The sequence below is a fragment of the Bacillus sp. CBEL-1 genome (genome assembly GCF_004348885.1).
Lineage (GTDB): Bacteria > Bacillota > Bacilli > Bacillales > Bacillaceae_H > Priestia > Priestia aryabhattai_A.
Genome location: NZ_SBIM01000013.1, coordinates 407,076 through 431,422, shown reverse-complemented (window position 1 = coordinate 431,422; position 24,347 = coordinate 407,076). Strand labels below are relative to the sequence as shown.

The 24,347-nt window shown below is 40.3% G+C and carries 16 protein-coding genes; 12 read left to right on the top strand and 4 right to left on the bottom strand.

Features of this window, described 5'->3' with window-relative positions:
- Positions 1-20: 20 nt before the first annotated feature.
- The 3 genes from EPL02_RS12280 to EPL02_RS12270 all read left to right on the top strand — a co-directional run bounded on the left by EPL02_RS12280 (position 21) and on the right by EPL02_RS12270 (position 11,816).
- Positions 21-10,226, top strand: a complete 10,206-nt coding sequence (locus tag EPL02_RS12280) for a tandem-95 repeat protein (RefSeq protein ID WP_131887868.1) — start codon at positions 21-23, stop codon at positions 10,224-10,226.
- Between the two features lie 66 nt (positions 10,227-10,292).
- On the top strand, positions 10,293-10,796 hold the full coding sequence (locus EPL02_RS12275; protein WP_131887867.1) for a GrpB family protein: 504 nt from the start codon (positions 10,293-10,295) through the stop codon (positions 10,794-10,796).
- Positions 10,797-10,871: 75 nt separating this feature from the next.
- On the top strand, positions 10,872-11,816 hold the full coding sequence (locus tag EPL02_RS12270; protein ID WP_131887866.1) for an alpha/beta hydrolase: 945 nt from the start codon (positions 10,872-10,874) through the stop codon (positions 11,814-11,816).
- A 36-nt stretch (positions 11,817-11,852) separates the two neighbouring features.
- Here the strand turns inward: EPL02_RS12270 and EPL02_RS12265 are convergent, their stop codons facing one another.
- Positions 11,853-12,020: a YflJ family protein gene (locus EPL02_RS12265; RefSeq protein WP_131887865.1), complete on the bottom strand. Its 168-nt coding sequence runs from the start codon at positions 12,018-12,020 to the stop codon at positions 11,853-11,855.
- Between the two features lie 395 nt (positions 12,021-12,415).
- On the opposite strand from EPL02_RS12265, the gene EPL02_RS12260 reads away from it, so the two are divergent.
- Both EPL02_RS12260 and EPL02_RS12255 read left to right on the top strand, forming a co-directional pair.
- Positions 12,416-13,768, top strand: a complete 1,353-nt coding sequence (locus tag EPL02_RS12260) for a copper amine oxidase (protein ID WP_131887864.1) — start codon at positions 12,416-12,418, stop codon at positions 13,766-13,768.
- Positions 13,769-13,842: 74 nt separating this feature from the next.
- A complete protein-coding gene (locus EPL02_RS12255; protein WP_131887863.1) occupies positions 13,843-14,793 on the top strand; it encodes a class F sortase in 951 nt (316 codons plus the stop codon).
- A 208-nt stretch (positions 14,794-15,001) separates the two neighbouring features.
- Here the strand turns inward: EPL02_RS12255 and EPL02_RS12250 are convergent, their stop codons facing one another.
- Positions 15,002-15,454 carry a GNAT family N-acetyltransferase gene (locus tag EPL02_RS12250; RefSeq protein WP_131887862.1) on the bottom strand — a complete coding sequence of 151 codons (453 nt, stop codon included), beginning with the start codon at positions 15,452-15,454 and terminating at the stop codon, positions 15,002-15,004.
- Between the two features lie 91 nt (positions 15,455-15,545).
- Here EPL02_RS12250 and EPL02_RS12245 point away from each other — a divergent pair, with 91 nt between their 5' ends.
- A complete protein-coding gene (locus EPL02_RS12245) occupies positions 15,546-15,743 on the top strand; it encodes a hypothetical protein (protein WP_131887861.1) in 198 nt (65 codons plus the stop codon).
- A gap of 169 nt (positions 15,744-15,912) precedes the next feature.
- Positions 15,913-16,821: a hypothetical protein gene (locus EPL02_RS12240; protein ID WP_094910357.1), complete on the top strand. Its 909-nt coding sequence runs from the start codon at positions 15,913-15,915 to the stop codon at positions 16,819-16,821.
- A gap of 1 nt (position 16,822) precedes the next feature.
- On the opposite strand, the gene EPL02_RS12235 is transcribed toward EPL02_RS12240, so the two are convergent.
- The gene (locus EPL02_RS12235; RefSeq protein WP_131887860.1) at positions 16,823-17,113 is read right to left on the bottom strand and encodes a hypothetical protein; all 291 of its coding nucleotides are present in this window, start codon (positions 17,111-17,113) and stop codon (positions 16,823-16,825) included.
- A 192-nt stretch (positions 17,114-17,305) separates the two neighbouring features.
- Here EPL02_RS12235 and EPL02_RS12230 point away from each other — a divergent pair, with 192 nt between their 5' ends.
- Entirely contained in the window at positions 17,306-17,800 is a 495-nt protein-coding gene (locus EPL02_RS12230) for a GyrI-like domain-containing protein (RefSeq protein ID WP_131887859.1), read from the top strand.
- A gap of 29 nt (positions 17,801-17,829) precedes the next feature.
- Positions 17,830-18,123 carry a hypothetical protein gene (locus tag EPL02_RS12225; protein ID WP_131887858.1) on the top strand — a complete coding sequence of 98 codons (294 nt, stop codon included), beginning with the start codon at positions 17,830-17,832 and terminating at the stop codon, positions 18,121-18,123.
- 42 nt (positions 18,124-18,165) lie between these two features.
- On the opposite strand, the gene EPL02_RS12220 is transcribed toward EPL02_RS12225, so the two are convergent.
- Entirely contained in the window at positions 18,166-19,371 is a 1,206-nt protein-coding gene (locus tag EPL02_RS12220; RefSeq protein ID WP_131887857.1) for a DUF418 domain-containing protein, read from the bottom strand.
- A 205-nt stretch (positions 19,372-19,576) separates the two neighbouring features.
- On the opposite strand from EPL02_RS12220, the gene EPL02_RS12215 reads away from it, so the two are divergent.
- The 3 genes from EPL02_RS12215 to sucA all read left to right on the top strand — a co-directional run bounded on the left by EPL02_RS12215 (position 19,577) and on the right by sucA (position 24,337).
- Entirely contained in the window at positions 19,577-20,473 is an 897-nt protein-coding gene (locus EPL02_RS12215; RefSeq protein WP_131887856.1) for an NAD-dependent epimerase/dehydratase family protein, read from the top strand.
- A gap of 105 nt (positions 20,474-20,578) precedes the next feature.
- On the top strand, positions 20,579-21,028 hold the full coding sequence (locus EPL02_RS12210) for an OsmC family protein (protein ID WP_131887855.1): 450 nt from the start codon (positions 20,579-20,581) through the stop codon (positions 21,026-21,028).
- Positions 21,029-21,478: 450 nt separating this feature from the next.
- Complete coding sequence (gene sucA / locus EPL02_RS12205) at positions 21,479-24,337, top strand: 2-oxoglutarate dehydrogenase E1 component (protein ID WP_131887854.1); 2,859 nt, start codon at positions 21,479-21,481, stop codon at positions 24,335-24,337.
- Positions 24,338-24,347: the final 10 nt, after the last annotated feature.

Sequence of the window (24,347 nt, the reverse complement as noted above, 5' to 3'; positions counted from 1 at the left end):
AAAAATGAGGTGAGAATACTGTGCCATATATTAATCGATTTTTAGGGAATGCAAACGGGGCAATTACTTTTACAGGAAATACTTTTGGTCTCAGTAAGCAAAATAACGTGAATGCCCCAGGAACTGCCCATTCAATCGGAACTTTCTTTAGCGTTAATCCTAACTCTGTTGATGGGTCATACCCGCTTGGTACCACCGCCGATTGGCGACAAAATGCTTCAAGTGCGGTATTACGATTACCGGCTACAACGACGAAAGTTTTATATGCAGAGTTAATTTGGGGAGGTTTATATACTTCCAACGATGAGAATGTGAGTGCCTTTATTAATAATTCCATTACGTTCCGCACACCTTCAGGGAACTTCACAATTTCTCCTGATACAGCTACTCGTTCAACGTTAACCACATCTCCTAATCTATTTTATGTAAGAAGCGCCAATGTAACAAACCTTGTAACAGGACCCGGTACGTATACGGCACTTGGCGTTCCTGGTACGCAGGGGAATTTAGAGAATACGATAAACTCAGCGGGGTGGACGTTAGCCGTCGTATATGAAGATCCGCTGCAGCGATCTCGTAACTTGTCCCTTTTTGTTGGAGCTGAATTAACAAGTGGAACTGGTAGCACAACTGCAACGGTTTCAGGGTTTGGAACACCCGTAACAGGAACAGTAAACGGTAGATTACTAGTCAGTTCCATTGAAGGCGATTCGGTTATAACAGGGGATCAACTATTGTTTGGTCCCACTATTTCTACGCTTCAAGCAGTATCAGGTCCGAACAATCCGCTCACAAACTTCTTTGCATCTCAAATTAACAATGACGCAGGTACGCTTGATACGTCGGGGACATTTGGGAATGTAAATCACCCTCTTGGCACTAATATTTCAGGTGCACGTCAAGGATGGGATATTACTAATATTGATGTATCAGCAAGACTGCAAAACAATCAATCAACTGCAACGGTGAGAGGTAGCACGAGTGGAGATACCTACGTTATTAACTCGTTAGGACTTCAAATCGATATCAATGCTCCTGTATTTACTATTAACAAAACGGCTAACGTATCGTCAGCGAGAACAGGGGATCTTGTTACGTATACCGTTGCAATTCAAAATACAGGAACAGCAGCAGCTAATCTTGTTGTTGCAACGGATGCATTGTCTGATGCCACAGATTTTGTTCCTAACAGTTTGTTTGTAAATGGAGTGCAGCAGACAAATATAGATATCCAAGCGGGGATTTCTCTTGGTACAATTGCGGTTAACCAGACCGTAACGTTAACGTATCAAGTTAACGTTACGGGTCCATTAACAAACGTTAGCCAGCTGTCAAATCAATTATTTGTTCATTATCAGTTCCAAAGCACTCCTGGGAATACAGTGACAGGGTCTGCAGCTTCTGCTATTAACAGCGTCACTGCTATTAATACTCCTCCAACTGTGCCTAACTATACCGTTACAAACCCTGAGGACGTACCAGCTATTGGTCAAGTGGTTGGATCAGACGTTGATGGCAATCCGCTAACCTATCAGTTGGGCACAGCCCCTGTAAACGGAACGGTAACGGTCAATCCTAACGGTGAATTTGTTTATACCCCTAACTTGAACTTTAACGGAACCGATAGTTTTACTGTTATTGTAAGCGATGGCCAAGGAGGCACAGCCGTTTCAACAGTTACGCTCATTATTACACCTGTCAACGACGCACCGGTTACACAAAACTATTTTCTTCAAACGCTGGAGGATACGCCTCTTACAGGACAAATTTTTGCGACAGATGTAGACGGGAATCCACTGACGTTTAGCTTGCAAACTGAACCAACAAATGGTGCTGTCGTTGTAAACGCTGATGGCACGTATACGTACACCCCAAACTTAAATTTCAACGGAACCGATCAGTTTGCAGTGTTAGTGAGCGACGGTCAAGGAGGCACGGCCGTTTCTGTCGTTACGATAACGGTTATTCCTGTAAATGATCCTCCTGTTGTTCCGAATTATACGTTTACCATTCAAGAAGATTCGGAAATAGTGGGAGCAATTGTAGCGGTTGATTCTGATCAAAATCCGCTCACGTATCAACTGCAAAATTCTCCTGTAAATGGAGTAGCGGTAGTAAATATAGACGGGATGTTTACGTACACGCCAAACCTTAACTTTAACGGTACAGATGTCTTTACAGTGTTGGTGAGCGACGACCAAGGAGGCACAGCCGTTTCAACCGTTACCATTAACGTTTTACCCGTGAATGATCCACCAGTTACAGGGGATTTAGCATTTACAATCAATGAAGATACTACGTTATCAAATCGCGTGACGGCTACAGATCCTGATGGAGATCCGCTCACATTTTCTTTACAAAATACGCCTGCTAACGGAACGGCAGTTGTGAATGCAGATGGAACGTTTACGTATACGCCAAATTTGAACTTTAATGGAACAGACGTGTTTACAGTGTTGGTGAGCGATGGCCAAGGAGGCACAGCCGTTTCAACCGTTACTATTAATGTAATTCCGGTAAATGATCCACCAACCGTTCCAAACTATACATTTTCTACACAAGAGGATGCCATCGTTGTTGGAACGATTGTTGGGAACGATATAGACGGCAATCCATTAACATACACACTTCAAACCCAAGGAACTAACGGAACGGCAATTGTGAATGCAAATGGAACGTTTACGTATACGCCAAACTTAAATTTTAATGGAACAGACGTGTTTACAGTATTGGTGAGCGATGGTCAAGGAGGAACAGCGGTCTCGACCGTCACAATTAATGTGTTACCAGTGAATGATCCACCGCTAACAGGAGATTTATTTTTCACTATTCCTGAGGATAATTCACTAGCAGGGCAAGTAACAGCAACGGATGTAGACGGTAATCCACTGACGTTTAGCTTGCAAAACGCACCGGTAAATGGCACGGCAGTTGTCAATGTGGACGGAACATTTACGTATACGCCGAACTTAAATTACAACGGAACAGATGTATTTACAGTGCTAGTGAGCGATGGTCAAGGAGGCACAGCCGTTTCTAGCATTTTTATTACCATTACGCCAGTGAATGATCCACCAGTTATACCAAACTATACGTTTTCAACTCAAGAGGACGCAGCGGTTATTGCAAGCGTTGTGGCAACCGATGCAGACGGTAACCCTCTAACCTATGCGCTGCAGACACAAGCAACAAACGGGGTCGCTGTTGTGAATGTCGATGGGACGTTTACGTATACGCCGAACCTGAATTTTAATGGCACGGATGCCTTTACAATTTTAGTGAGTGATGGTGTAGGAGGTACGGCAGTTTCAACAGTGACCATTAACGTGCTGCCAGTCAATGATCCGCCTGTTACATCTGATTTGTTTTTTACCATTGCAGAAGACACGGAGATATCTAATCAAGTTGTGGCATTTGATCCAGACGGCAATCCCCTAACCTATACGCTGCAAAATTCTCCTGCAAATGGAGTAGCGGTAGTAAATACGGATGGAACATTTACGTATACGCCAAATGCAAACTATAATGGAACAGATCGCTTTACGATATTGGTCAGTGATGGGCAAGGAGGCACAGCAGTCTCGACCGTAAATATTACGATTGTCCCGGTCAACGACCCACCGACCGTTCCTAATTATACGTTTTCAACACTAGAAGATGTACCTTTGCTGGGTGCTGTAGTAGGAACAGATGTAGATGGAAATCCGTTGACGTATACGCTGCAAACGCAAGCGACCAATGGAGTAGCTGTTGTGAATGCCGACGGGACGTTTACGTATACGCCAACCTTAGATTTCTTTGGACTTGACGTATTTACCGTACTAGTAAGTGATGGGCAAGGAGGCACAGCGGTTTCCACAGTAACAATTAACGTCATTTCAGTGAATGATCCACCTGTTACTGCAGATTTAACTTTTACAATTAATGAAGACACTTCATTATCCAGTCAAATTCCAGCAACCGACCCTTCTGGAGATCCAATTACATTTACCTTAGAAAACCCTCCAATAAACGGAATAGTAGTTGTGAACTTAGATGGTACGTTTACGTATACGCCGAATTTAAATTATAACGGTACGGATGTATTTAGTGTTTTAGTAGCCGATGATCAAGGTGGTACAGCTATATCTACTGTATTTATTACAATAGTACCGGTGAATGACTCACCTATCGTTCAAGACGAAAGTATTACAACAACGGTTAATATACCGATTTTTAGTACCATACCAGCCTTAGACCCAGAAGGAAATGCGTTAACGTATACGGTAAACCAGCTACCAACAAACGGCACAGTCTTATTAAATCCTGATGGCACGTTTACGTATACGCCAAATCCGGGATATATCGGTGGAGATGTATTCACGGTACTCGTCACAGATTCAGAAGGAGCGACAGCCCTTTCAACAGTAACAGTTACCGTTTTAGCGACAAATGGAAACACAACGGCTCAAGACGCGCAGTTGACAACACCAGAAGATATTCCTGTGCAAGGTCAAGTGGTAGCCACAAATGTATTTGGAAATCCACTAGTTTATACACTACAAGATCTACCGAAATTCGGCACAGTTGTGTTGAATAGCGCAACGGGCGCTTATACGTATACGCCGAGCCAAAACTTTAATGGAACGGATTCCTTTACTGTCTTTGTAACTGATAATGCTGGTGGAAACGCAACGTCTTCCCAAGTGATTACGGTTACGCCGGTGAATGATCCGCCAGTCGTACCAAACTATCAAATTATAACAAATGAAGATACGGCTATTACGTCTGCAGTTATTGCAACGGACGTAGACGGAAATCCTCTAACTTATTCACTTCTTATTGCACCAACAAATGGCGTGGTTGTAGTAAATGCCAACGGTGTTTACACGTATACGCCAAGTGAAAACTTTAATGGTATTGATACGTTTACAGTGCTTGTAAATGATGGTCAAGGAGGCACAGCTGCATCTACTATTACGGTGACGGTTCTACCGATTAATGATCGACCGGTTGGACCACTTAACCTTAACTTAACGACCAATGAAGACACAGCTGTAACAAGTCAAGTTGTAGCAATTGATCCTGAAGGCGAGCCCCTAACGTATACGCTTGAAAATGCACCAACCAACGGCGTAGTTGTAGTAAATGCCAACGGAACGTTTACCTATACGCCTAACCTTAATTACAATGGATTTGATACCTTTACTATTCGAGTCAGCGATCCGCAAGGAGCATTTATTATTACAACAGTCTTAATTAATGTTATTCCAGTGAACGACCCGCCAACCGTTCCGAACTATGCGTATACAATTCTAGAAGATACCGTCTTGAATAGCGTAGTTATTGGAACGGATGCAGACGGAGATGCGCTTATCTATTCACTGGCTTCTCCACCAGCTAATGGCACGGTAGTTGTCAATCCAGACGGGACGTTTACGTATACACCAAACCCAGACTTTAACGGGCAAGATAATTTCTTTGTAAACGTACAGGATCCAAACGGCGGCACGGCTATCTCGGAAATTGTTATTACGGTTCTCCCGGTCAATGACCCGCCAATTGCACCGAACTTAATTACCGTTACAACGAATGAAGACACAGCGGTAGGGGGCGTTATAAACGCAACTGATCCAGATGGAAATCCGCTAGTTTATACGTTGGAAGATTTACCTATAAACGGAACAGTAGAGGTAGAGCAGCAAGGTTCGTTTCTCTATACACCAAATCCAAACTTTACCGGAACAGATACGTTTACCGTTCGCGTTACGGACACAAGCGGAGCGTTTATCATTGTGAACGTACAGGTTATTGTAAATCCAGTGAACGACGTGCCAACTGTTCCAGATTACCAGTTTAGTATTAATGAAGATACCGTATTAGCAAACCGAGTGGTTGGTACGGATGTAGACGGGGATCCGCTATCGTATAGCTTGCTTTCTCCACCGGTGAACGGAACAGCCGTCGTGAATCCAGACGGGACGTATACGTACACGCCAAACGCAAACTTTACCGGAACGGATAATTTCTTTGTGCTGGTGACTGACCCTAATGGAGGGCAGGCGGTTTCAACGATTACCATAACCGTATTACCAGTAAATGATCCACCAATTGCGCCAAATGAAATTGAGATTGTAACCAATGAAGATACGGCGATTACAAGTGCTGTAAACGCCGTGGATCCAGATGGAGATCCGTTAATCTATACGCTTGAAGACGCGCCGATAAACGGAACGGCAGTGGTCGATCAGCAAGGTTCGTTTCTCTATACACCAAACCTTAACTACAATGGACCAGATACGTTTACGATTCGCGTAACCGATACGGCGGGAAGTTTTATCATTGTTAACATTCTTGTGACCGTAGTACCGGTAAACGACCCACCCGTTGTACCAAACTATCAATATACAATTTTAGAAGATACGATTCTTATCAATCAAGTGTTTGCCACGGATGTAGATGGAAATCCCCTTATCTATTCATTAGCTTATCAGGGCAGCAATGGGGTAGCGACTGTGAACCCTGATGGAAGCTTTACGTATACTCCTAATCTTAATTTCGTTGGCGAAGATACCTTTGGCGTAACGGTTAGTGATGGGCAGGGAGGTACAGCTTTATCAATCATTACGGTTACGGTCACACCCGTAGACGATCCGCCAATTGCGCCAAATGAAATCATGATTTCTACGCCGGAAGAAACGCCGATTACCAGTCAAATCGTGGCGATAGATCCAGAGGGGTTGCCACTGACGTATGCAATTGAAGATGCACCGCTTAACGGGACGGTCACCATTGATAATAACGGAGTGTTTACGTATACACCAAATGAGAATTTTACAGGTGGAGATACGTTTACCGTGCGAATTACAGATGAAGGTGGAAACTTTGTTATCACGACTGTACTTGTAATGGTTACACCTGTTGAACAGCCGCCGGTTGTGCCAAATTACTCAATAACCACTCTGCAAAATCAAAGCGTAACGGGAAGAGTTGTTGGCATCGATCCGAACGGAGACCCGATAACGTATAGCCTAGGGCAGCCTGCCCAAAATGGTGTGGTGACGGTTAGTCCAGATGGACACTTTATTTATACGCCAAACACTGATTATGTAGGAAGCGACTTATTCACTGTTAGTTTAGAAGATACATCTGGACTAACGGCAACATCCATTGTTAATGTGACGGTAACACCGGTCAACCGTGCGCCAATCACAAATGATTTTACCATTGATACGCTTGAAAATACGCCGATAAGCGGGCAAACGCCAGGGTTTGATCCGGATGGAAACCCGATTACGTATTCCGTATCAGGACCGCCATTTAACGGAACGGTGACAGTAGATAGTGTAACAGGCGCGTACACGTACACGCCAAATCCAGGCTTTGTCGGCGTAGACTCGTTTATTATTGAGCTTCAAGATACAGCAGGAGGCGTCGCTAACTCAGCAGCAACCGTTAATGTTATTAGCACAAATCGTCCTCCCACTGTAAATGACTTGTCTATTGTAACACAGCAAGGAACGCCAGCAACCGGCCAATTAATTGGAGCGGATCCAGATGGAGACCCAATTCGCTTTAGGTTAAATTTGGCACCGTTATATGGTAGCGTCGTGGTGAACAGTAACGGAATATTCACGTACACGCCAAACATTGGCTATATAGGAAGTGATAATTTCTCTGTAGTAGTAGAAGATACACGGGGAGGTCAAGGGTTTGGCAGTGTAAATGTCACAATTACTCCACCAAACAACCCTCCTTTTACAGTATTAGGAGCGAATGTTATTACTTTTGTCAACCAGCCGGTAGAAGGAGAAATATCCGTTGATGATCCAGAAGGCAATATTGTTTCTTATCAGCTTGGTGTACCACCATTTAACGGCACAGCCGTTATTAACCAAGACGGCACGTTCACGTATACGCCGAATCCAGACTTTGTCGGAGAAGATATATTTGACGTCATCGTAACTGATAGTAACGGTACCCAAGGGGTTGGAACTGTTATTGTCACAGTTTTGGCATCTTCAAGTGCAATTCTAGCAATGGATTCTGAGGTTGCCGGTGAATTTAATATGCCTGTGGATGGGCAAGTTATGGCATTTAGCACAACAGGTCTTTCTTTGCTATACACGCTGCAAGCTCCACCACAAAATGGCAGTGTCATTGTTAATCTGGATGGCACGTTTACGTACCAACCGACTGCTGGGTTCTTTGGCTTAGATCAGTTTAGGGTGCTTATTACAGATACAGAAGGAAATACAGCATCCTCAACGGTTGTAGTTGTCGTTCAAGGTCCTGTTAACGATCAGCCAATTGTTACGGATCAAACGATTCAAACCATTGAAGGTCAGCCTGTATCAGGAACTGTTATTGCAACGGATCCAAACGGGCAGCCGCTGACGTATACGCTTCTTGGAAGTGGAGCAGCTAATGGAGTTGTGATGTTAAATCCAGATGGCACGTTCACGTATACGCCAAACGCGGGATTTGTTGGCAATGATGCGTTCAGCGTACTGGTAGAAAATCCACAGGGATTAAACGCTACTAATACGATTGCCGTTGTAGTTACGCCGTTTCCAAATCAGGTTGTTGCAGAGAATCTCGTCATTCGAACAGTCAGTAACCAGCCTGCAACTGGTCAAATAATCGCAAGAGATCAGCTTGGCAGACCGCTTGTGTACTCACTCAATATAAGTCCTTTATATGGAACAGCAGTAGTCAATCCAGATGGATCCATTCTCTATACGCCAAATGCAGGGTTTAGCGGCCAAGACCAGTTTAGTGTACTCGTTGTAAATGACCAGGGAGATCAAGCGATTTCTCAAGTAACAGTCGTTGTGGATAATCCAGCAAGCACAATTATCGTTCCGGATACAACCATTCAAACGGTCCAAAATCAAAGTGTTCAAGGTATTGTATTAGCGAGTGATTCTCAAGGCAGACTGCTTCGTTACTCCCAAGGATCTATGCCAGAGAACGGGACGGTTGTGGTTAATCCAGACGGCACGTTTACGTACACGCCAAATCCACAGTTCTTCGGAACGGATTCGTTTACAGTATTGGTGCAAAATGACCGAGGAGACTCATCTTCAGGAGTAGTAAGAGTTGTTGTAGAAGAACTTCAAAGTGAAATCACAGTAGAGCCACTTACAGTTTCTGGACAGCAAAACCAGCCGGTTAGCGGTCAAGTGGTGGCAACTGATGCGCTGGGTCGACCGTTAACGTACGCTGTCAGCATCGGACCAGCAAATGGAACGCTTGTATTTAATCTGGACGGTACGTTTACGTACACGCCAAATCCAAACTTTGCAGGAATCGATAGCTTTACCGTAATTGTCCGCAATGATTTAGGTGACTCAGTCACGACGGTTGTCTCTGTGGTCATTGCTGCTGCTGGCAGTCAAGTAACAGCAGAAGACCAAAACGTCACAGTTGTCGCAGGTCAAGTGCTTCAAGGACAAATCATAGCAAGTGACTCGCAAGGTCGACCACTCATTTACGCATTAGCCACGCCGCCAAAGTCAGGGGCAGTTGTTGTGACAACTAGCGGTGCGTACACATATACACCAAACCTTGGCTTTGTTGGAAGCGATCAATTTATTGTTGTGGTTCGCAATGATTTAGGGCAAGAAGCGTTTTCGGTTGTCACCATAGAAGTGACACAATCAGCAAATATCATCACAGCAAATGATGTCACGCTACAAACAACGTCAGGAACACCTGTAAGCGGCTTATTTACAGCAAGTGATACCCAAGGCCGTCCGCTCATCTATACAATTCGAACAGCGCCAACAAACGGTCAAGTCACGCTTCGTGCTGACGGACAGTTTATCTATACCCCAAATCCAAATTTTGTTGGAACTGATACTTTTTCTGTGCTCGTAACGGACGATACCGGAGCAGCGACCACTGCCATTGCAACAATTACAGTAGGTGAAAATCAGCCAGACGCACCAATTATTGAAGATCAAACGTTTACGCTAAACGTTAATGAAACGATTCAAGCCCAAGTCGTCGCACGAGATCCACAAGGGTTAACGCTTATCTACAGGGTTACAACTTTACCACAAAATGGTGTAGCATTTATCGACCCAGTCACCGGCGTAATCACATATACACCAAATTCAAATTTCGTCGGAACGGATTCTGTTGTGGTGAGCGTTACGAATAGTGCTGGTATAACATCGGAAGCAACCATCACCTTTATTGTTCAGCGTGGTATAAGTTTTAGATGTTCCATCATTTTCTAAAGAATTCTCAAAAATCCTTTTGTATAGTACGCTATACAAAAGGATTTTTTAAAGAGGAGGCTTATCATGAGAGAAATGAAAGTAGTACCTTACAAGCGAGAATGGAAGGATCAATATGAAGTAGAAAAGCAGTTAATAGAAGAAGTTTTCCAAGATGAAATTGTGGATATTCATCATATCGGCAGCACGTCCGTACCTGGATTAGCAGCAAAGCCAGTCATCGATATTTTGATAGAAGTCAAAAATATTGCGTTTATTCATACATATAATGATGAAATGATAAAAAGAGGCTACGAGTGTAAGGGAGAAAACGGCATAGAAGGAAGAAGGTATTTTCAAAAAGGAGGAGAAGATAGAACTCATCATGTTCACATGTATGAACAAGGCCATTCCGAAGTGGGTAGACATTTGAGATTTAGAGATTACCTAATTAAACACCCAGATGAGGCACAAGAGTATGCATGTTTAAAACAAGAGCTAGCTAAAAAGTATCAATACAGTCCAGCAGAATATGTAGAAGGAAAAACTTCTTTTATACAAATGATTGATCAGAAAGCGCTTAGAAAGTAAAGGACTTTATCTTTTATATCAAAACAAAATCGTGTAAAATAACCTTTGTTAGTAAAAGTGAAGGAGCGTGCACGCTTGAAACCCGTTATTAAACAAACTCAGGTTTCGAACAGCCGAAGAAGAAAAATGATATGGATTGGAAGCTTTTCATTAATTTTGCTAGTGATTGTACTGTGTACAGCGATTTCAATTTATGTAGGGCTTAGCTTGACTAAAAAAGAGCGACAACCTGTAACAGAAAATCCAAGTACGTATGGTTTAACATATCATGATGAGGTATTTACAAGCAGAGACGGAGAAACAGAGCTTAAAGGATGGATGATGGAACCACAAAGCTCTCCGAAAGCTACTATTATTATGTCGCATGGCTACGGAGGAAATCGTCATGATGTAAATGGAGGTTTTCTTCCTTTAAGTAAAAGTTTAATAGAAGCTGGATACCGAGTGGTGACTTTTGATTTTCGAAATGCTGGAGAATCGGAAGGAGACCAAACGACAATTGGCGTAAAAGAGCAGTTGGATTTGCTTGGAGTTATTGATCAAGTGAAAGAAGAAACAGATGAACCCATTGTTTTATATGGAATTTCAATGGGAGCAGCAACATCACTACTAGCGGCTGGTCAAGAAGAAAGTGTTCAAGCAGTCATTGCTGACAGTCCGTTTAGTGATTTAAAAACCTATCTTCAAGATAATCTATCAGTATGGTCCAAGCTTCCAGACTTTCCATTTACGCCGCTTACGCTCGCAACGGTTCCGTATATTGCTGATTTAAACCCTGAAGATGCAAGTCCAATACAAGCAGTTGAAGATATTTATCCTCGTCCTATTTTATTTATCCACAGTAACGGAGATACATCTATTCCGTACACAGAAAGTCAAAAGATGGTCAAAACACATCCGGATGAGTTTAAACTTTGGGTGCCTAAAGATGTGCCTCATGTAAAAGGGTATAGTAAGTATCCAAATGAATATGTAAAGCGGGTAACGGAGTTTCTAGATCAATCTTTATCTATGCAATAACAGCCTTTGAGCGAAAGCTCAAAGGCTGTTTCTTGTTTATTCAGATGGTAAAGGAGGTTTAATTATGCCATCTTCTACTAGCTCAAGATAGAGATTACGAAGGATGTATGTTTTAAAAATTTCAAGCTTTCTTCCTTCAATCTTTGTAACGTTTACAGCTTTTAATTCTTTTATAAACCAGCCTTTAGAATAAAGATGAGCCATATGAGTTCCCTCCGTAAGTAGAATAGAAATGCTTTTATTATCTATGCTGCGGAGTGCTTGAACTATGTGATAAGAAGCAGAAAAACTTTTTTTGAGAAAAAAATGATCCGAATATAAAAAGTGTGCGTTTAGTTAGTAAGAACAACTTATTAAGAAATTTTTAAAAGGAAGGTGATCCAACCTGATAATGAGTTCGTTAGATAAATAGAGAGCGCACTTATGATAAAAATAAAAAAAGTGTGATCTCAATTCAAACTTCATTCGTTAGGTAAGTAGCGAATATAGGTCACAGTCAAAAAAGAAAAAAATTTTTTAGAAAAAAGTGATCTAGGAATAAAAAAATTTCGTTGTGAAAATGTAGAAAAAAACCCAAAACTAGAGGAGAGTGTATAAAAATGAAAATTAGCAAAAAATTAATAGCCCCAGTATTAGGTGCATCACTTCTTGTACCAACAATAGCAAGCGCCGCAGAACCAGCACAAGTGCACCCGACAGTGGTGACTCCAGCAGCAGATTTACGTTCCACTCTTGATCAGCTATTGTCTGAACATTTCGTTTTAGCAGTAACTGCAATGACAAAAGCTTATGATGGTGCGGAAGATGCGGATGAAGCGTTTAAAGCACTAGATGAAAATGCGGCTGATATGACACCAGCTATTGCATCTGTATATGGTGACGAAGGTGCGAAAGAATTTGAGAGAATTTTCAGAGAACATAATAACTATACAGATGACCTTGTAAAAGCTGCGAAAGAAAAAGATGAAAATGCCCGAGCAGAAGCTGAAAAAGAAGTACAGGAATTTGTTGATGAATTCTCAGCTTTCTTAGGAACAGCAACGGAAGGTAAACTTCCCGAAGAAACAGCGAAAGAAGCAGTAAGACTTCACGAAAATCAAGTTTTAGAAACATTTGACGATTATGTTGAAGGAGACTATGAAGGCGCTTACCAGTCTTTCCGTGAAGGATTTAAGCATATGTATGTCATTAGCGATGCTTTATCAAATGCAATCGTTACACAAATGCCTGAAAAGTTCGAGAACTCAAAATCAGATACGCCAGCAGCAGATTTACGTTCTACGTTAAACAGCTTAGCTTCAGAGCATTTTGCCCTAGCAGCAATTGGTATGCAAAAAGGATTTGACGGTGCAGCAGACTATGACTTTGTAAACTGGGCTGAAGACGCACATACTGCGGACTTCAAAGCAGCTATTGCATCTATTTATGGAGATGAAGGAGCTGCACAGTTTGAAAAGATTTGGCAAGGAGACCACATTAACGCACAAGCAGAGCTTGCTAGTGCAAAAGTGAAAGGTGATAAAGAAGCGGAAGCAGCAGCTCAAGAAAAATTGAAAAAATTCGCTGATGAGTTTGGAGCATTCTTAGGAGCTGCAACTGAAGAAAACCTACCATCTGATGCAGCGAAAGAAGCTGTATTAGCACATGAGCAAACGGTGATTAAAGCGTTTGAACAATATGCTTCAGGTAACTATAACGGAAGTTATGATACATTTCGTGAAGGGTATAAGCTAATGTTTGGTGTTGGTCAAGCGCTTGGTGATGCAATCGTTAAGCAATCACCAGACCAATTTGCAGAGACAAAAATGCCAACAGATATGCCGAAAACTGGTTTGGGTGGAGCTTCTGAATCTACAACAAATCCATTAACAATCGTATGGACAGCACTAGGAGCTTTAGCGGCATTAACAGCAGCTGTAGTTGTTCGTCGTAAAGTGCAAGCAAGTAAATAAGCAATACAGGGAAGAGAAGAGGGAGTAATCTCTCTTCTTTTCGCCATTGTGTAATAGAATTGAGGTGGAAGCAGATGAAAAAAGCAATTATTACTGCATATATTCTTTTATTTGCATTATTAGCAATTGGTGGTACCCTTTATGTGAAAGAAATTCTTGCTCAAGCAGAAGAAGCAACAGGTGAAGGTTCTCTCAGTAAAGAAAGCAAAGAAGATCTAAAAAGTAAAGTGACGCTTCAAGAAGAGTTCACCGTCATGAAATCACATAAGACAGATCCTTCAAAATTAAATCAACGGTTTAAAGGAATTACTCCTACTCAAGTCACCATTCCTGCTATTGATGTGGAAGCCTCGATTGAACGGGTAGGACTACTAGATAGCGGAGAAATGGCAGCCCCATCAACTGAAGACGGTGTCGCGTGGTATGAACCAGGAGCAAAGCCAGGTGCTAAAGGGAATGCAGTACTAGCAGGACATGTTGACAGTAAAAGCGGTCCAGCCATTTTTTATAACTTAAAAAATCTCAAAAAAGGTGACAAAGTGCAAGTAACAGGTGAGCGAGGCACAAAGCTGATTTTCATTGTAAAAAAGATTCAAAGCTATCCGAGAAGCGAGGCACCTCTAAACGATATCTTTGGCTACAGTGATGGTCGAAGCCTCAATCTAATTACGTGTACGGGTACATTTGATCGTGCAGAAGGAACGCATGAAGAGCGGTTAGTTGTTTATACAGAGCTTATAGAAAAGCAAGCGAAAGAATTAGAATCAGAGCCGCCTACTCCTACTGCGCCTACTAATATACAAATAGCAGGTAACTTTATTTCTTGGCATGCGGTTCGTGAAGGAAATGTTATTGGGTATCGTATTTATAAAAAGGAACAAGATGGTTCATTTGTTCATATCGGTAGTGTTTCAGAGCATGAGAGAAAAACGTTTGAAGATGAAAATACAAAAGGAGCTCGTTATTATGTGACGGCTGTAAATGAGTATGGCAAAGAGTCTGTTCCTTCTACGTTAGCAAAATAGCAAAAGAAGTTGGAATACAGTCTTTTCGTTAATAATCTATCCGAACTATTGAGGGTTAGTTCCCTTATAGTTCGGATTTTTGTTGATCTAGCAAATCATTAAAAACTAGCGGAATGTAGGGGGAGATATTCGATGCCTGCCGGAACTAGAGGAAAGTTTGTGTCTGAAGTGCAATGAAACGAACGTATTTTGACAACCTAACTATTCTTTATATGAGTGATTTCGTCATATAGTAATTTGTAAACGCAATCTCTTGCACTTTTTTTTGCTGCTTTTTAACAATACGAAAACCTTGTGCTTCAAAAAATGGTTCTGCTGTAATGCTAGCTTCTGTTTGGAGAGCAGTGAGGCCAAGCGTATAGGCTCTTGCTTCTACGGCTTTTAACAGCGCAGAAGCAATGCCTTGGCGTTGAAAATTTTTATGTGTATATAGTAAATCAATCAAACCATCATCTTTCATGGTAATAAATCCAACGATATAGGATTGAATAGTGGCAACAAGCGTAACGTTATGTTCTAAGCGGTTTATCCACCCTGCTTGACCAGACCAAATATCAAGCTGTTCGGTTGAATAATGCTCGCGATTAACTGTTTTAATGGTTTGTTGAAACAAATTTAATAACATATCTGCATCAGCTTTTGCATAACTTCGAATAATCATAGTAACGCTCCTTTACACCAAATTGAAAACTGGAGGATAGTAATGTAGTATAGAGCTTATGTATAGGTATGTATGGAAGGGGTTGAAAACAATGGCCATTTTAGCATTTATTCCTATTTTAATCTACATTGCAATTTTTGCAACATTAGCGTATTTAATTGTTTCTTTTATTAACTTTATGAAAACAAAAACAGAAAATGATCGTGCGCTACTAGAAGCAATGCATCAGCTTATTAAGCGAGTTGAGTCGCTGGAAGCAGCGAAAGTAAAAGAAGAGAAAGTAAATTAAACGAGTTAAGAAGCGTATTGGAATTCTGTACGCTTTTTTAGGTTTCGCTCTGCACTTTTAATTATCTTATTTTTCGGAATAAAAAAAGTTTTTTAGGGAATGGATAAAAATATGAAACTTTTTCTAATTTGTGACGTTTAATAAGGTAGTAGAAAAAGGGGGGATGAACGTGGCACTAACGAAAACAACGTATCTAAGAGATTTATGTTTAATGTATCAAGAAGCAAGTTTTTATGCAACATCCATTCCACGTTCATGCGAAAAAGCGGCGATAAAATATTTTCAAATGAAAAGGCAAGAAAAAGTAATTGCATACTTAGATACGTCTTTAATCGGGTTTTATGGTAAGAGAGGATTTTACTTAACAACGGACGGGCTTTATTGGAAGTGTTGGCGCAAAAAGAAAGGGTCGATAAGTTGGAATGAGTTTCAACGGCTTACATCGATCTCCCTTAGAGGAGAACACATTATCTGCTTTAATGGTGAAGAAATTTTTCACTTGAATGAAAACGCATATTCTGCGGGGAAGTTAATAGACCTATTGCGAAAAATTCAGCAGCTATTGTGTCATCACTCACATGAGTTTATGTGTAAGGAGCATACATACCCAGCTATTTCACTAGAAGGATTAACATCAATTTGTGCCTCTTTTCAAGAGCATAATCCACTGCTAAAAGCGGAGCAGGTATTGGCAACAACAGATCAGTTAGGTGAAGAGATGACAAAAGAAATTAAAAATCGCTTACCTGTAGCAAAAACAAACCGTATTGTTGCGCATTTAAGCACATACCCTCATCAAAAAACAGAAGGAATTACGATATGCGCAGAGGGAATTTACTTTTCAAAGTCATTTACAACACTCTACTATCCATGGAACCTTTTTCAATATGTTCCAATATCTGTAGGAGCTGAAGAGCTTCGGGTGGCCAATAAGTACTCGTTATCATTAAATCATGCTTTTATGTCAAGTGGTGAAGTAATGTCATTCTTAAAACAAATTAAGCGCCATATTCACAAAACCTATGAAAAAGATAATGCGAGAAAAATTGATAAACAAACGTTAAGTCTATTTGTATAAGCTAGCAATTAGCCATGTGAAGGAAAATTTCTTTAATTGAAGCTGGTAGATGAAGGTTACAATATAGTTCATAAATTGAATCGGTGCTGTGGTCATATGAAGCCCAATATTGTTTTTCCTTTTTCAGATAGATAGTAAAAGAAATAACGTGCTGTTTGGTTTGACTTGTTTTTAATGAGATATGAATAATAGGGTTAGTAATTGTATATTCAGTATAGAACTCTTCTGGGAAGTGCTCTATAGTAGTGAGCTCACTATGCTTAATAATATTTGCTAGTTCAATAAGTTTCATCAGTTCACCTCTATCTATTTACTTGTTTGTATCCTATACCTATTGAGGAAACTTTAAAAATAGACTCTTTTTTTTATAAGCAGAGTGAACTTAGCCAGTTGACGTTTTGTTTGAATACAAATAAAATTCATATTAAAGAAGTAATTCCCTCATTTAGAGATTAAAAGAGTTTGGAAGTGACAGGGGGTCGTCATGTTGGCGAATGTAGTGGTAGACCAGCGGAAAGTTTATATTGATGAACTAACCGTAGTAGGGGTTCCTATTCGTACAACGGATCGGGCAGAAGAAAAAGGAACGGGGACAATTCCAGCCCATTGGGACATGTTTTACAAGCAACAAATGGCTAATAAAATTGCCAATAAAGTAAATGGAAAGATGTTTGCGTTATATGCAGATTATGAATTGTTAAATCCAATTGAATTTACGTTTGCACTTGGATATGAAGTTACACCAGGTGGAGAGCTAAGAGAAGAAATGCAAGAGTTTACCATTCCAGCGGGTGAGTATATGGTGTTTACTACAGCTATCGGTCCCGCTAAGCAAGTGGTTTTAGATGCTTGGTCATACATATGGGAGTGGTCCAATAAGAATGAGCGAGCGTTCGTTTTGGATTTCGAGCTCTATGATGAGCGCTGCATTGATCCAGATTTCAGTCAGGTTGATATTTATGTCTCGATAAAATCGTAGTCGTTTTAAATGTATAAAGGAGTAAAGTTGTGATTAGCAATGATTTATTACAAGCGTTAAAGGATGGGTACAAGCAAAGAATTAAATGGGTATTTGCCGTTCAGCTCACTTTGTTTTTAGTTGTTGCTACTTTGCTTATTATCAGCTTCATAACAAAGTTTACCGTAAGTCAGCTTAGCTTTATTTTAGTGTGTGTAAGCGCAACCTCATTTCTTTCTGCAATTGAACATATCATTTTAAAACGAGAAAAGTGGCAGTGGACATTTGAATTCATTCTTTCACTTTTCTTTTTGGGTCTAGCTTTATTTTTCTTTCTTCATTAGAAAAGAAAAAAGCGCTGTAGTTTCCATACTACAGCGCTTTTTTTAGCTTGCTTTTGGTTGACGTTTAAAAGGAGAACTATGCCCATAAGTGAGGATACGCCATAGCCATTCCATTGGACCAAATTGAAAAAATCTAAACCATGCTTTGCTCCAAATGACTTGAGCAATAAAAATTACAATAGCAACTGCAGTACCTAAGGTCAAACTAACGTGATTGTATAAATTAAAGCCGTTAAACAAGATAAAACAAATGATGGTCTGAGCTAAATAATTGGTTAACGCCATCCGGCCTACAAACTGAAGCCAGCCAAGCCGTTTCTTCCAGATATCTAACTGCAGTAATCGAGTTAAAGTGGCCATATAGAAAAAACAAAGAGAAAATCCACTTAAATTTTTAAAGAGGTCAGTAGCGGAAGATTTGTATACACCGACGTCCCATAGACCTTGCAGCAACAAAAATAAACAAATGACAAAAGGTATACTTAGTGCACCTGTTACTATCTGAACCTTTTTAATAAAAGGAGCGCAATCGGCATTTTCAAAAATACCTTTTTTTCCTGCATATAAGCCGAATAAAAAGAAAGCAAACACGGGTATTAACGTGAATGGGATATTAAGTAAAATTGGAATGACCTCAATTTTTACTCGATAAGCAAGCCATTGTAGATAAGGAGCGCTTTCATACATATAAATGTATGTAGGCAGCACATCATCTGCATTTCCTAGTCCAAGTTCGTCCATCATATCAACTGGAATAAAAAACGTTATGGATAAAAGAGCTAAATAAATGGCTAACAAGCTAAAGGCCCATTTAATGAGAGTTTTGGGCATGCGGTTATAAAAAGCCAATAGTAAAAATCCACCTACTGCATAAAGGTGTAGGATATCTCCAAACCATAAAAAGATTAAATGAAGCAAACCAATAATTAATAGAATAGAAGCTCTTCTAAAAAACAAGCTTCTCATTTTTAATCCTTTCGATTCAGCTCTTTTCATGAATAAATAAAAGCCCACCCCAAATAGGAATGAAAAGATTGTAAAAAACTTAACCTGAACAAAAAGCTGTAAAAATGCGTATATAATGGCGTCTAACCCTTCGTAACCTACATCTATAGCGTATAGCTGATGAATGAAATCTGGTGAATGAAAAGCGGGCATATTGACGAGCAAGATGCCTAATAACGCAAAACCTCGAATGACATCCAACGTAATGATTCGCTCACTTGGTTTAATCGGTGAACCTTTCAATCATAATTCAACTCCTTTTCAATTAATATCGTAGCCTAAAAGTCTACCGTTTTACAGAACAATATGGCTATCTTATCATGAATAAATGAAGGGAAGGACAATATATCCATTGAAAATGATAAAAAAGTTTCACAACTAAAAAGTACGCAACCATGGATAATAATGGTATGATAAGAAAGAAGATATTATGAAAGGTGGAGAAAAGATGAAAACAGCACTTGTTTTAGGCGGTACACGTTTTTTTGGCACGAATCTTGTTGAAGAATTACTCGCAAAAAAAGTACAGGTTACCATTGCAAATCGTGGACAGCGTGAAGATTCGTTTGGTAATCGAGTAGAGCGAATTAAGTTAGATCGCGTTGAGAAACAATCCATTATAGAAGCAACGCGCGGTCGTAAGTGGGATGTGGTTTTTGATCAAATTTGTTATTCATCTCATGGCGCTTTAGTAGCTGTAGACGCTTTTCAAAATAGTACAGACCACTATGTACTAACATCTACCTTATCTGTATATGGTTCTTCAAAAGAACATTTTTACGAAGAGGATTTTGATCCATATACGTACCCAATATCGTATGCTAGAAAAGAAAATATCTCTTATCAAGAAGGAAAGCGACAAGCTGAAGCCGTCCTTTTTCAAAAAGCACCTTTTTCAGTGACAGCTGTACGCATTCCGATTGTATTAGGTGATAATGATTATACAAATCGTCTTCGCTTCCATATTGATAAAGTGATGCATCAAGAAGAAATCGGTTTTCCTGATATTGATGCACAGCTTAATTTTATTTCACGAGAAGAAGCTGGAGCGTTCTTAGCATGGTGCGGAGAGCAAAAGCTAAAAGGCCCGATTAATGCATGCTCCAACGGTGCCATTTCGCTAAAAGAGTTAATGAGTTTAATAGAAGCTGAAACAAATCAGCAGGCAAAAATCACAAAGAGAGTAACGGATGAGAACGCGTCGCCTTATGGGCTAGATCATTCGTGGACCATGAGTAATGAAAAGGCTAGTTTTTGGGGCTATGAGTTTTCAGATGTGCGCGAATGGCTACCGCCTTTAATTAAGAAAAAAGTCGCTGAAGCAAAAATTGTTCCGTTATATTAAGAAAAGACTGCGGATTCGTAGTCTTTTTTTGATGAGCAGAATGGTGTTAACTTACTGACAGTGGCGTTATACTAAAAGTAATTATAATGAAGGAAGTGGAACAAAATGGCGAAGCATCATTTTCATCTCAACGCAAATTGGCCAGGAGGACGAAACGAAGTAGGTGAAATTCACTCTGGGCAGTTAAAAACACAAATCTCGATTCCACCAGAAATGGACGGACCTGGAATCGGCACAAATCCAGATGAGATGCTACTTGGAGCAGCTGCAACGTGCTATATTATTACGCTTGCAGCAATGCTTGAAAGAAGTGGTATTGTACAAGCAGCCCTCACAATGAACTCAGAAGCAGTGGTGGACGTCACAAAAGGTGTGTTTACCTACGAAAAAATCATTCATCGTCCACAGGTTGTATTAAATTCAAAAGACATGGAGAAAAAAAGTCTCGTTCAGCGCCTGATGGAAAAAGCAGAAACCTCCTGCATGATTTCACGAGCAATCCAAGGAAACGTAAAAATTGAATTAGAGGGTACAATAGAGGAAAAAGAAGCTTAATGAAATATAAGCTTCTTTTTTTGTATTTGAAACTATAACTATGACTGAAAGAAATGGCAGTTATATCGCTAAGTTATGAAATTTAAAATTAAATTTTAAGCAATTAAGTTGCATGGATAGTTGTGTGATAACCATTCATTAAGACTTATTTTGATAAGTAATTCACTTTACTTATAAAGCGCTTTCAAAAAGTCGTAAGACTATTAAAAAAGTAAAAAAAATTAAAGAAATATAGCGATTTCATTTTGATTGACAGGCTCAACAGTGGTAAAATAGAGACAGATATCAAATACAAGTACTGGAAGAACATCCATCTTGTAAAGATGTCTGACCATAAGGCAATCAGTATTTTGAAAATGCGAAATCAATCACTTTTAACACTTTAATTCTAGTAAGACATTAAAAGTTGAATAAAGATTTCACTTATTATAACTCGTTGGGGGTTTTTAAATGGGTAACGAAACGTCAAACAGAGGTGAGCCTTGGAAAGGGTTTTTGGGCCCAAACTATGGCTATGTATTAGAACAGTATGAGTTATATGAAGAAAAGTCGGATTTAATAGATCCAGAACTAAAAGAACTATTTGATTATTGGGGTGCACCGCCATTACTTGATAGCAGCTATGCTGAAGCAGCAGACACACAGCATGTTCCAGCAGCTAATACAGCTAAAATTGCTGCTGCCATTAAGCTAGCAGAAAATATTCGTGCATACGGTCATTTATATGCAGCAATCAAGCCGTTGGAAAGCGGTAAAAAAGATCCTGTGCTTCTACATCTAGAAGACTATGGATTATCGAAGGAAGATTTAAAAGCAGTACCGGTTGAAATTCTTTGCGCAAATGCGCCTGGACACGTAAAAGATGGTCTGGCTGCAATTGAGTATTTAACGGATGTATACACGAAGACAATGGCGTTTGAATTCCATCATGTACATAACATGGAGGAGAATAAGTGGCTTACTGAAATGGTGGAGTCAGGAGCAATTTTTCAACCTCTTTCTGATGAAAAGCGTATTTCAGTATTAAAGCGTCTAACGGAAGTAGAAGGGTTCGAACAATTTTTACATCGTACATTTGTCGGACAAAAACGATTCTCAATTGAAGGCGTAGATATGCTTATTCCGTTAATCGATGAATTAGTTGAGCGCTCTGTCGAAAAAAGTCCGAAAACAGTTAATATTGGAATGGCGCACCGTGGACGTCTAAATGTGTTAGCACACGTACTAGGCAAGCCGTATGAAATGATTTTTGCTGAGTTCCAACATTCACCGAATAAAGAACTTGTACCATCTGAAGGTTCAATCGGTATTAACTATGGTTGGACAGGGGACGTAAAATATCACTTAGGTGCAGATAAACAAATTAAAGCTGAAAACACAGTTCGAGCTCGTTTGACATTGGCAAGTAACCCAAGTCATTTGGAATTCGTCAATCCAGTTGTGGAAGGGTTTACAAGAGCTGCTCAGGACGATCGCCAAACTAACGGTTATCCAAAGCAAGACATCACAAAATCTTTTGCGATTCTAATTCACGGTGACGCAGCATTTCCAGGTGAAGGAATTGTTCAGGAAACCCTAAATTTAAATCAGCTTTCTGGATATCAAACGGGTGGAACTATTCATATTATCGCCAACAATATGATTGGGTTTACAACGGAAAGTGTAGATTCTCGTTCAACAAAATACGCGAGCGATCTAGCAAAAGGATTCGAAATTCCGATTGTCCACGTAAACGCAGACGATCCAGAAGCATGTCTGGCAGCGGCTTATTTTGCAATTGAGTATCGTCGCCGTTTTAATAAAGATTTCTTGATTGATTTAATTGGCTATCGCCGATTTGGTCATAATGAAATGGATGAGCCATTTGTAACGCAGCCAAAGATGTACGAAATTATTACAAAGCGTCCAACAGTTCGAGCTCTTTATGCTGAACAATTGGAAAAAGCACAAGTAGTCACTAACGAACAAGTGAATGAAATTAGTGAGCAACTTCAAAAGAAATTGCAGACTGCTTATGATAAAGTACCACCAAAAGCAGAAAAACGTCATCAAATTATGGAAATGCCAAAAGCAGTATTTAATGGTATTCCAACTTTAGACACGTCTGTGCCAAAAGAAGAGCTTTTAGAGATTAACCGAGAGCTTGTGACGTACCCAGAAGACTTTAAAGTATTTCCAAAACTAGATCGTATTTTGTCAAAACGTGCGAAAGCGTTTGAAGAAAACGGGAAAGCAGACTGGTCATTAGGTGAAGCATTTGCATTTGCAAGTATTTTACGTGACGGTACGCCGATTCGCATTACAGGACAAGATTCAGAACGTGGAACATTCGCTCATCGTCATCTTGTATTGCATGATTATGAGACAGGGGATGTATACTCACCACTGCACACAATGAAGAACGTAAGCGCTTCCTTTGATATTCGTAACAGTCCACTTTCTGAAGGCTCAGTATTAGGGTTTGACTACGGATATAATGTATTCGCACCAGAAACACTTGTGATTTGGGAAGCTCAGTTCGGAGACTTTGCAAATGCTGGTCAGGTTATCATTGATCAATTTATTTCAGCAGGTCGCGCGAAATGGGGACAAAAATCAGGCATGGTTCTCCTGCTTCCACACGGGCATGAAGGTCAAGGTCCAGAGCATTCAAGCGCAAGGTTAGAACGCTTCTTACAGCTAGCTGCTGAAAATAACTGGACGGTGGCAAACGTAACGAGTGCGGCGCAGTACTTTCACTTATTACGTCGTCAAGCGGCTATCTTAAAAAAAGAAGAGGTACGTCCACTTGTCGTTATGGCACCAAAAAGTTTGCTTCGAAGTGCGTTTAGCGTATCGAATATGGAAGAATTCACAAACGGGTCTTTCCGCTTAGTTGTCGAGCAACCAAACTTAGGTGAGAAAGTGGAAGAAGTTGAACGTATCGTTCTATGCAGCGGTAAAATTAGCGGTGATTTAACAGATCGTATTCAAAAATCTGATAAGTCGCTAGATTGGTTACACGTACTACGCCTTGAGCAAATTTATCCATTCCCAAGACGAATTGTAGCTGATTTATTTGCTAAATATCCAAACTTAAAAGAGATTGCTTGGATGCAAGAAGAGCCTGAGAACATGGGCGCTTGGAATTATGTTGAGGCTAAGCTTCGCGAAGTAGCACCAGAAGGCGTAAGCGTTGATTATATTGGCCGCAGAAGACGTTCAAGCCCAGCAGAAGGAGACCCAACCACTCATAGACAAGAACAAGAGCGTATATTACAAGAAGCATTAACGAAAACACAAATCGCTAATGATGTAGTGACACGATAAGGAAGGGGAA

What these genes read in the sequence shown, in the direction of transcription:
- EPL02_RS12275 (WP_131887867.1), top strand. Translation starts at nt 10,293, where the DNA reads ATGAGAGAAATGAAAGTAGTACCTTACAAGCGAGAATGGAAGGATCAA.
- EPL02_RS12265 (WP_131887865.1), bottom strand. Translation starts at nt 12,020, where the DNA reads ATGGCTCATCTTTATTCTAAAGGCTGGTTTATAAAAGAATTAAAAGCT.
- EPL02_RS12260 (WP_131887864.1), top strand. Translation starts at nt 12,416, where the DNA reads ATGAAAATTAGCAAAAAATTAATAGCCCCAGTATTAGGTGCATCACTT.
- EPL02_RS12255 (WP_131887863.1), top strand. Translation starts at nt 13,843, where the DNA reads ATGAAAAAAGCAATTATTACTGCATATATTCTTTTATTTGCATTATTA.
- EPL02_RS12250 (WP_131887862.1), bottom strand. Translation starts at nt 15,454, where the DNA reads ATGATTATTCGAAGTTATGCAAAAGCTGATGCAGATATGTTATTAAAT.
- EPL02_RS12245 (WP_131887861.1), top strand. Translation starts at nt 15,546, where the DNA reads ATGGCCATTTTAGCATTTATTCCTATTTTAATCTACATTGCAATTTTT.
- EPL02_RS12235 (WP_131887860.1), bottom strand. Translation starts at nt 17,113, where the DNA reads ATGAAACTTATTGAACTAGCAAATATTATTAAGCATAGTGAGCTCACT.
- EPL02_RS12230 (WP_131887859.1), top strand. Translation starts at nt 17,306, where the DNA reads ATGTTGGCGAATGTAGTGGTAGACCAGCGGAAAGTTTATATTGATGAA.
- EPL02_RS12215 (WP_131887856.1), top strand. Translation starts at nt 19,577, where the DNA reads ATGAAAACAGCACTTGTTTTAGGCGGTACACGTTTTTTTGGCACGAAT.
- EPL02_RS12210 (WP_131887855.1), top strand. Translation starts at nt 20,579, where the DNA reads ATGGCGAAGCATCATTTTCATCTCAACGCAAATTGGCCAGGAGGACGA.
- sucA (WP_131887854.1), top strand. Translation starts at nt 21,479, where the DNA reads ATGGGTAACGAAACGTCAAACAGAGGTGAGCCTTGGAAAGGGTTTTTG.